Consider the following 6,189-nt stretch of genomic DNA (forward strand, 5'->3'; position numbering starts at 1 on the left):
CCTCCGAAGCCCTGGTATGAGCGCACGGTTCGAGGACCGGCTGGGGCTCTCGGCGGAGCGAGCGTGGGCGGCGGCGGTCGCCGCGGTCTCCGCGGTCCTCGTCGTCGGGTCCGTCGTCTTCCCGCGGGTCGTCTACGATCGGTTCCTCTGGCGGTACTTCTGGGGGCCGGTGGCCGCCGACGGACAGGTCGCACAGTGCGCGATCCGCCCCGCCGAGGGCGGGACGGAGCTGCTGACGAGCGCCTCGGCGTGTGCGGACGCGGTCGCGGCCGGCGAGGTCGTCGCGTCCCCCGGTTACACCACCGTCTCGACGCTGAGTTACGTCGTGATCCTGCTCGCGATGCTGATCGGGGTCGTCTTCTTGCTCCGGCGGCTCGACATCGCCACCGAGTTCCGGTTCTTCTACGCGCTGTTCCCGTTCATGCTGTTCGGCGGCGCGCTCCGCACCGTCGAGGACACCGGGATCGCGGCGATACGTGCCGGCGTCGAGCCGCTCATTCCCTTCCCCTGGAGCGCGCTGATCATCAGCCCGTTCATCTACTTCACGGTCTTCGCGGTGACGCTGCTCTGCGTGATGGGCGCGTACGCGCTCGAGGACCGCGGGATCGTCGACGACTACGCCCCGCCGCTGTTCGGCGCCGGGGCGCTCGCGCTGGCGCTCTCGGTCGGGTATCTGGCGTTCCTCGCGGCCACCACTGACTACGTGACCTTCTACCCGCAGGTGATCGGGCCGATCCTCCTGATCGCGAGCGTCGCCGCCGCGGTCACGTGGAAGCTGATCGAGCGGTTCGAACCCTCGATCAACCGCGGGACCGGGTTCGCCGGCTTCGTGATCATCTGGGGCCACGCGATCGACGGGGTCGCGAACGTGATCGGACTCGACTGGATGCCGGCGCTGACGGGGACCGGGAACCTCTTCCCGAAACACGTCGTCAACGAGCTGGTCGTGAACTGGACCGGTCGATTGCTGCCCGACTCGGTGCTCGCGGTGACCGGCGACGCCTGGCCGTTCCTGCTGGTCAAACTCGCCGCGGCGACCTTCGTCGTCTGGGTGTTCAACGGCGAGCTCTACGAGGAGTCGCCGCGGTACACGCTGTTGTTGCTCATCACCGTCCTCGCCGTCGGACTCGGCCCCGGCACGCGCGACATGCTGCGGGCGACGTTCGGCGTCTGATCCGGCACAGTCCGCGCCGGTTCGGTCCCCTGGCTTACGTCTGTGGGTCGATTCCGTCCAGTCTCGCCACGTCGTCGTCGGTCAGCTCCAGTCGCGAGGCCGCGACGTTCGACTCGAGGTGATCGACGCTCGACGTGCCGGGAATCGGGAGCGTCACTTCCGAGTGATCGAGCAGCCACGCGAGCGCGATCTGCCGGGGCGTCGCGTCGGTCGCATGGTCGGCGGCGACCGCCTCGAGCACCTCGGCGACCTCGTCCTCCTCGACCGCGTACATCGGTCCCCACGGGATGAAGCCGACGCCGTGGCTCTCACACGCCCGGAGGACGTCCTCCTCGTCGCGGTTCCCCACGTCATAGCGGTTCTGGACCGTGGCGATCTCGACGACCTCGGTGGCGGCCTCGAGCTGTTCGACGGTGACGTTCGAGAGGCCGACGCGGTCGATCTGTCCGGCGTCCTTCATCTCGGCGAAGGCGTGGACGGACGCTTCGAAGTCGGCGTCGGGGTCGGGTCGGTGAAGCTGGTAGAGGTCGATGGCGTCGACGCCGAGCCGGTCGAGGCTACACAGCACCTGGTTCTTGAGGAAATCCGGGTCGCCGTGAGGGATCCAGTCACCGTCGCGGTTCCGGAGCAATCCGGCCTTTGAGGCGACGACGACGCCGTCGTCCGTGCCGAGCGCCTCGCCGATCAGCCGCTCGCTGACGCCCGGTCCGTAGGAGTCGGCCGTGTCGACGAAGTCGACACCGAGGTCGACCGCCCGCCGTATCACCGACTTCGCCGCCCGTTCGTCTTCCGGCCGGCCGATGACGTCCTCGCCGGTGACGCGCATGCCGCCGAAGCCGAGTCGGTTGACCGTCAGTCCGTCGGCGAACTCGAAGGTGTCGTCGGGATCGACGTGTTCCGTGGCCATACCGACGCCTCGTCCGCCAGCGGCAAAGCCGTGGGGGTCCGCGTCCCGAAGGAACTCCACCCCACTCGAAGCTTTATGACCCGTCCGACCGCACTCGGCGCATGGTCGAATTCGAGCGGTTGGTATTGACGGGCACGCCGCGCGAACGCGGGATCGAACACGGGGAGCACTTCGCCGACGAGGTCGCCGCCAACGTCGAGACGTACCGTGAGCGGTTCTCCCACGAGGGCGTCGACGTCGACGCCCTCCGAGAACAGGCCGCCGAGTACGTCGAGTACATCGATCGCGAGAGCCCCGACTACGCCGCGGAGATGCGCGGCGTCGCGGAGGGCAGCGGCGTGGACCTGGCCGACGTGGCGATGCTCAACGTCCGGTGGGAGGTGATCTACCCGGCGTGGAAGGCGCAGACGGAGAAGGCGAACGAGGCGGCTCCCGTCGAGGATACGGCGGAACCCGAACCGCCGGTCGACGGCTGTACCAGCTTCGGGGTGATGCCGTCGGCGACCGCGGACGGGACGACCTACATGGGACAGAACTGGGACTGGCTCGCGCCGATCGCGGACACGCTCTTCCTGATGGAACTGCGCCGCGAGGACGCGCCCGACGTGCTGGCGATGACCGAAGCCGGGATCGTCGGCGGGAAGGTCGGCGTGAACGAACACGGCATCGGGATCGCGGTCAACGGCCTGATATCCGGCGACGACGGGGGAGACGGGTTCCGCAAACCCTACCACGTCCGGTTCCGTGAGGTGCTCGACGCCGAGCGGTACGACGACGCGCTCCGGCCGATACTGGAGACCGACCGCGTCTGCTCCGCGAACGTCCTCGTCGGCCACGCCGACGGCGAGCTGATCGACCTCGAGGCCGCTCCGGAACTCGTCAACGCGATCTACCCCGAGGAGGGCGTCCTCACGCACTCGAACCACTTCGAGACCGACGCCGTCGAGAGCGTCAACGAGCGGCGCGGCCCGAGCACGCTATACCGCGCCGAGCGCCTCCGTCGGTTGCTCGTTGCGGAGGCCGAAAGCGGCGGTGACCCGGAGAATCGAGGGATCGACTCCGCCGCGATCCGGGACTCCCTCCGGGATCACTTCGGTCGGCCGTCGAGCATCTGTAGCCACGTCGACGAGTCGCTCCCCGAGGTCGAACACGGCCAGACCAACGCCAGTCTCGTGATCGACCTTCGGGAACGGCGGATACTCGGACAGCGCGGCCCGCCCTGTGAGGGGGAGTACCACGAGTACGCGCTCTGATCCACACGGGGCGGAATGGAAGTCACAGCTCGATGGAGTCGCCTCGGTCAGCGACGCGGAACCCCGCGGACTCCAGCCGCTCGCGCGCGTCCGATCCCGGATCGAGGAGGGGATTCGTGTGGTTCAGATGGGTGAACAGGACCTCGGTGTCGGCGTCCGCGAGGGCGTCCATCGAGGACGAAACCGTCGGATGCGGAACGTCCTCGACGCGGTCGATCTCGTCCCGGCTCCAGAAGGTCCCGTCGACGAGCGCCACGTCGACGTCTCGAATCAGGGACTCGACGCGTTCCGTCAGCGTATCGACGTCGCTCGCGTAGAGAAGCGATCGGTTCGGGCCGTCGATCCGGTACGCCAGCGTTCCGGTCGGAAGCGACTCGCGGTGGGCGACGCGGAACGGCGTGACCGAAGCCTCGGTAAGGGGAACGGCGGCGTCGTCGACGACCGACCGCAGGTCGACGTTCCGGTCGTCGACGAGCGATCCCAACGGTTCGTTCTCCCTGATCACGTCCCGGAGTCCGAGAGTGGCGTAGACCGGGAGTTCGTCCGCGTCGACGGACTCCCGTCCGAAGTACAGCAGTCCGGTGAGGTGTCCGAGGTGGGCGTGCGTCAGGAACGCGCCGTCGGGGATCTCGGTCAGTTGAAAGCGGACGTCGGGCGTCGCGTCGAAGAGGTACCGGCCGTCGTCCTCTAAGAGGATCGCGCTCGCGTATCGCGTCCGCTCGGGGTCCGCACGCGCGGTCTCGCAGTTCTCACACCGACATCCGAGGTGCGGGACGCCGGCGTCCTGGGCGGTTCCGAGGATCTCGACGGTACTCACGGTACCCGTCTGCGGGCCGTCGGCGTATCAAGATGGTGGTGTGAGACCGACATCCCGGACACTCCTCCGCCGTCGTGTTCGACGGGTAGCGGACTCATCCTTCGGTATCTCGAGTGGTCCATCGACGACACTGACCCCAAAGCGTATGTCACACACACGAGTGAATTTCTCATGGTACGACACATCACGACGGATGCGGGCTACGACAGCGACTTCCCCTTCTCACAGGGCGTGATCCACGGGGACACCGTCTACACGGCCGGCCAGATCCCGAAGGACCCCGAGACTCGGGAAGTGATCGGCGAGACGATCGAAGAACAGACACACCAGACGTTCGACAACCTCGAGGCCGTCCTCGAGGCGGCCGGGACCTCGCTCGAGAACGTCGTGAAAACCACGGCGTTTCTGACCGACATGGACGACATCGAGGGATTCAACCGAGTGTACCGCGACCGGGTTCCCGAGCCGTACCCCGGACGAAGCACCGTCGAGGTCGCCGCGCTCGCCATCGACGTCACGGTGGAGATCGAGATGGTCGCCGCCATCGAGTGAGCCGATCGAAGGATCGGCGCGACCTCGCCGCCCCCGCTCACCCCGTGACGCGCCGGTATCCGGAGCGGGCCAGCCTCGCGGAACCGATCAGCGTCAGGACGGCCGTCCCGAAGACCACGCCGGAGTGGACGGCATCGAACGACGGAAGCGGCGTGTACCGCCCGACGACGAGGAGGACGACGAACGCGAGCCACACGAGCCATCCGCCGACCGCGATCCGATGGAGGACGTTCACGGATCCGGATCGTCGAGCCCGTCACTTATCGTTACCCGACGAAAGCGCACACGGAGACTACTTCCGTCGGTTACTCGTTCCCGGACGGTCAGTTCTGTAGCCGACTGAGCGGGGGTCCGAACGAGACCGACCTCCGTTCGGTTCGGAACCATTGAGTGACCTCCCAGTAATATATTAGATATATAATATATTCATGGATTCATTCCATCAGACCAAGCACCTATGAACGAGATGCCACACGTGAGAGGGCACCGTTCGGTCACGGAACGAACTCGGACCGTGAATACGCCGGTTCCGAGTCGATCACGTCGCCATGATGCGATCTGGACGACTCGGTATCCGTCCGTGAGAAAGCGGGCCGGGCGCGATTTAAACGCCTCACGCCGTGTACCCGGCGTACACGGGCGCTCGGCAGGTGATGGATACCGGGAGATCGCTGTTGGTGAGTTGAGCGCGAGGCCCACCAATGACAACCGATCTCAAGCCGATCGATCCGCAGGAAGCAAAGGAGTGGTATCTCGAAAACCGTCGCGGCGAATTGGCGGACGCGACCTACAAGGCGCACAAGTATCGACTCTCTCCCTTCGTTGAGTGGTGCGATACCGAGGGAGACGTGAGCAACATGAACGACCTCAGCGGTCGGCACTTCCACCAGTACAAGAAGTGGCGACGGGAGAAGGGCGACTGTAACAAGGTCACGATGGCGACGCAACTGAGTACGCTCAAAGTATTCATCGACTTCTGCGAAACCATTGACGCTGTCCGTCCCGGTCTATCCGACTACATCGATCCGCCGACGATGAAGAACAAGGAAGACGTGAACGACGACTACGTCGATGCGGAAACTGCTCAGGCGATTATCGAGTACCAACGGAACTTCAACTACTCCCAACGCGAACACGTCATCTTCGAGCTACTATGGCACACGGGTATGCGAAACGGTGCGCTCCGGGCTATCGATCTCGATGACTACGACAACGAAGAGCGTACTCTCGAAGTACATCACCGTCCGGATCAAGGAACCCCGCTAAAGAACGGGAAAGAAGGCCAACGCGTCGTCTCTCTCAAGCCGAAGGTCAATCAGATCGTACGGGATTACATCGACCACCATCGGTTCGGTAAAACAGATGAATCTGCTTTGTTGAATCCGATGACGGCGTGGGGATCACTGTTTGAGAGCCTGTTCGAGGTTGTAGACTACGGCGGTCAACACGAGCTCGCGGAACTCGCGGTACCACGCGCGAGGGTGGA

The 6,189-nt window shown here is 65.4% G+C and carries 7 protein-coding genes; 4 read left to right on the forward strand and 3 right to left on the reverse strand.

Annotation, left to right across the window (positions count from 1 at the left end; genetic code table 11):
* Nucleotides 1–16: 16 nt before the first annotated feature.
* Nucleotides 17–1,174 carry a DUF63 family protein gene (locus FN829_RS13290; protein ID WP_142987446.1) on the forward strand — a complete coding sequence of 386 codons (1,158 nt, stop codon included), beginning with the start codon at nucleotides 17–19 and terminating at the stop codon, nucleotides 1,172–1,174.
* 34 nt (nucleotides 1,175–1,208) lie between these two features.
* Here FN829_RS13290 and FN829_RS13295 read toward each other — a convergent pair whose 3' ends face one another.
* Nucleotides 1,209–2,081, reverse strand: coding sequence for an aldo/keto reductase (locus tag FN829_RS13295; protein ID WP_142987447.1), 873 nt, complete (start codon nucleotides 2,079–2,081; stop codon nucleotides 1,209–1,211).
* A 101-nt stretch (nucleotides 2,082–2,182) separates the two neighbouring features.
* Between FN829_RS13295 and FN829_RS13300 the strand changes: the two genes are divergently transcribed.
* Nucleotides 2,183–3,334 carry a C45 family autoproteolytic acyltransferase/hydolase gene (locus tag FN829_RS13300; RefSeq protein ID WP_142987448.1) on the forward strand — a complete coding sequence of 384 codons (1,152 nt, stop codon included), beginning with the start codon at nucleotides 2,183–2,185 and terminating at the stop codon, nucleotides 3,332–3,334.
* A 22-nt stretch (nucleotides 3,335–3,356) separates the two neighbouring features.
* Here FN829_RS13300 and FN829_RS13305 read toward each other — a convergent pair whose 3' ends face one another.
* On the reverse strand, nucleotides 3,357–4,151 hold the full coding sequence (locus FN829_RS13305; protein ID WP_142987449.1) for an MBL fold metallo-hydrolase: 795 nt from the start codon (nucleotides 4,149–4,151) through the stop codon (nucleotides 3,357–3,359).
* A gap of 171 nt (nucleotides 4,152–4,322) precedes the next feature.
* On the opposite strand from FN829_RS13305, the gene FN829_RS13310 reads away from it, so the two are divergent.
* A complete protein-coding gene (locus tag FN829_RS13310) occupies nucleotides 4,323–4,703 on the forward strand; it encodes a RidA family protein (protein ID WP_142987450.1) in 381 nt (126 codons plus the stop codon).
* A gap of 37 nt (nucleotides 4,704–4,740) precedes the next feature.
* On the opposite strand, the gene FN829_RS13315 is transcribed toward FN829_RS13310, so the two are convergent.
* Complete coding sequence (locus tag FN829_RS13315) at nucleotides 4,741–4,938, reverse strand: hypothetical protein (RefSeq protein ID WP_142987451.1); 198 nt, start codon at nucleotides 4,936–4,938, stop codon at nucleotides 4,741–4,743.
* Nucleotides 4,939–5,404: 466 nt separating this feature from the next.
* On the opposite strand from FN829_RS13315, the gene FN829_RS13320 reads away from it, so the two are divergent.
* The coding region (locus FN829_RS13320; protein WP_221929842.1) for a tyrosine-type recombinase/integrase at nucleotides 5,405–6,189 on the forward strand (785 nt) is incomplete at its 3' end.

Origin of the sequence: Halorubrum cibi (assembly GCF_900182635.1) — an archaeon.
In the GTDB taxonomy this organism is placed as follows: Archaea; Halobacteriota; Halobacteria; order Halobacteriales; family Haloferacaceae; genus Halorubrum; species Halorubrum cibi.

Excerpts from the sequence above, each read along its gene's own strand:
- FN829_RS13300 (WP_142987448.1), top strand. The coding sequence starts at position 2,183 with ATGGTCGAATTCGAGCGGTTGGTATTGACGGGCACGCCGCGCGAACGC.
- FN829_RS13295 (WP_142987447.1), bottom strand. The coding sequence starts at position 2,081 with ATGGCCACGGAACACGTCGATCCCGACGACACCTTCGAGTTCGCCGAC.
- FN829_RS13290 (WP_142987446.1), top strand. The coding sequence starts at position 17 with ATGAGCGCACGGTTCGAGGACCGGCTGGGGCTCTCGGCGGAGCGAGCG.
- FN829_RS13310 (WP_142987450.1), top strand. The coding sequence starts at position 4,323 with ATGGTACGACACATCACGACGGATGCGGGCTACGACAGCGACTTCCCC.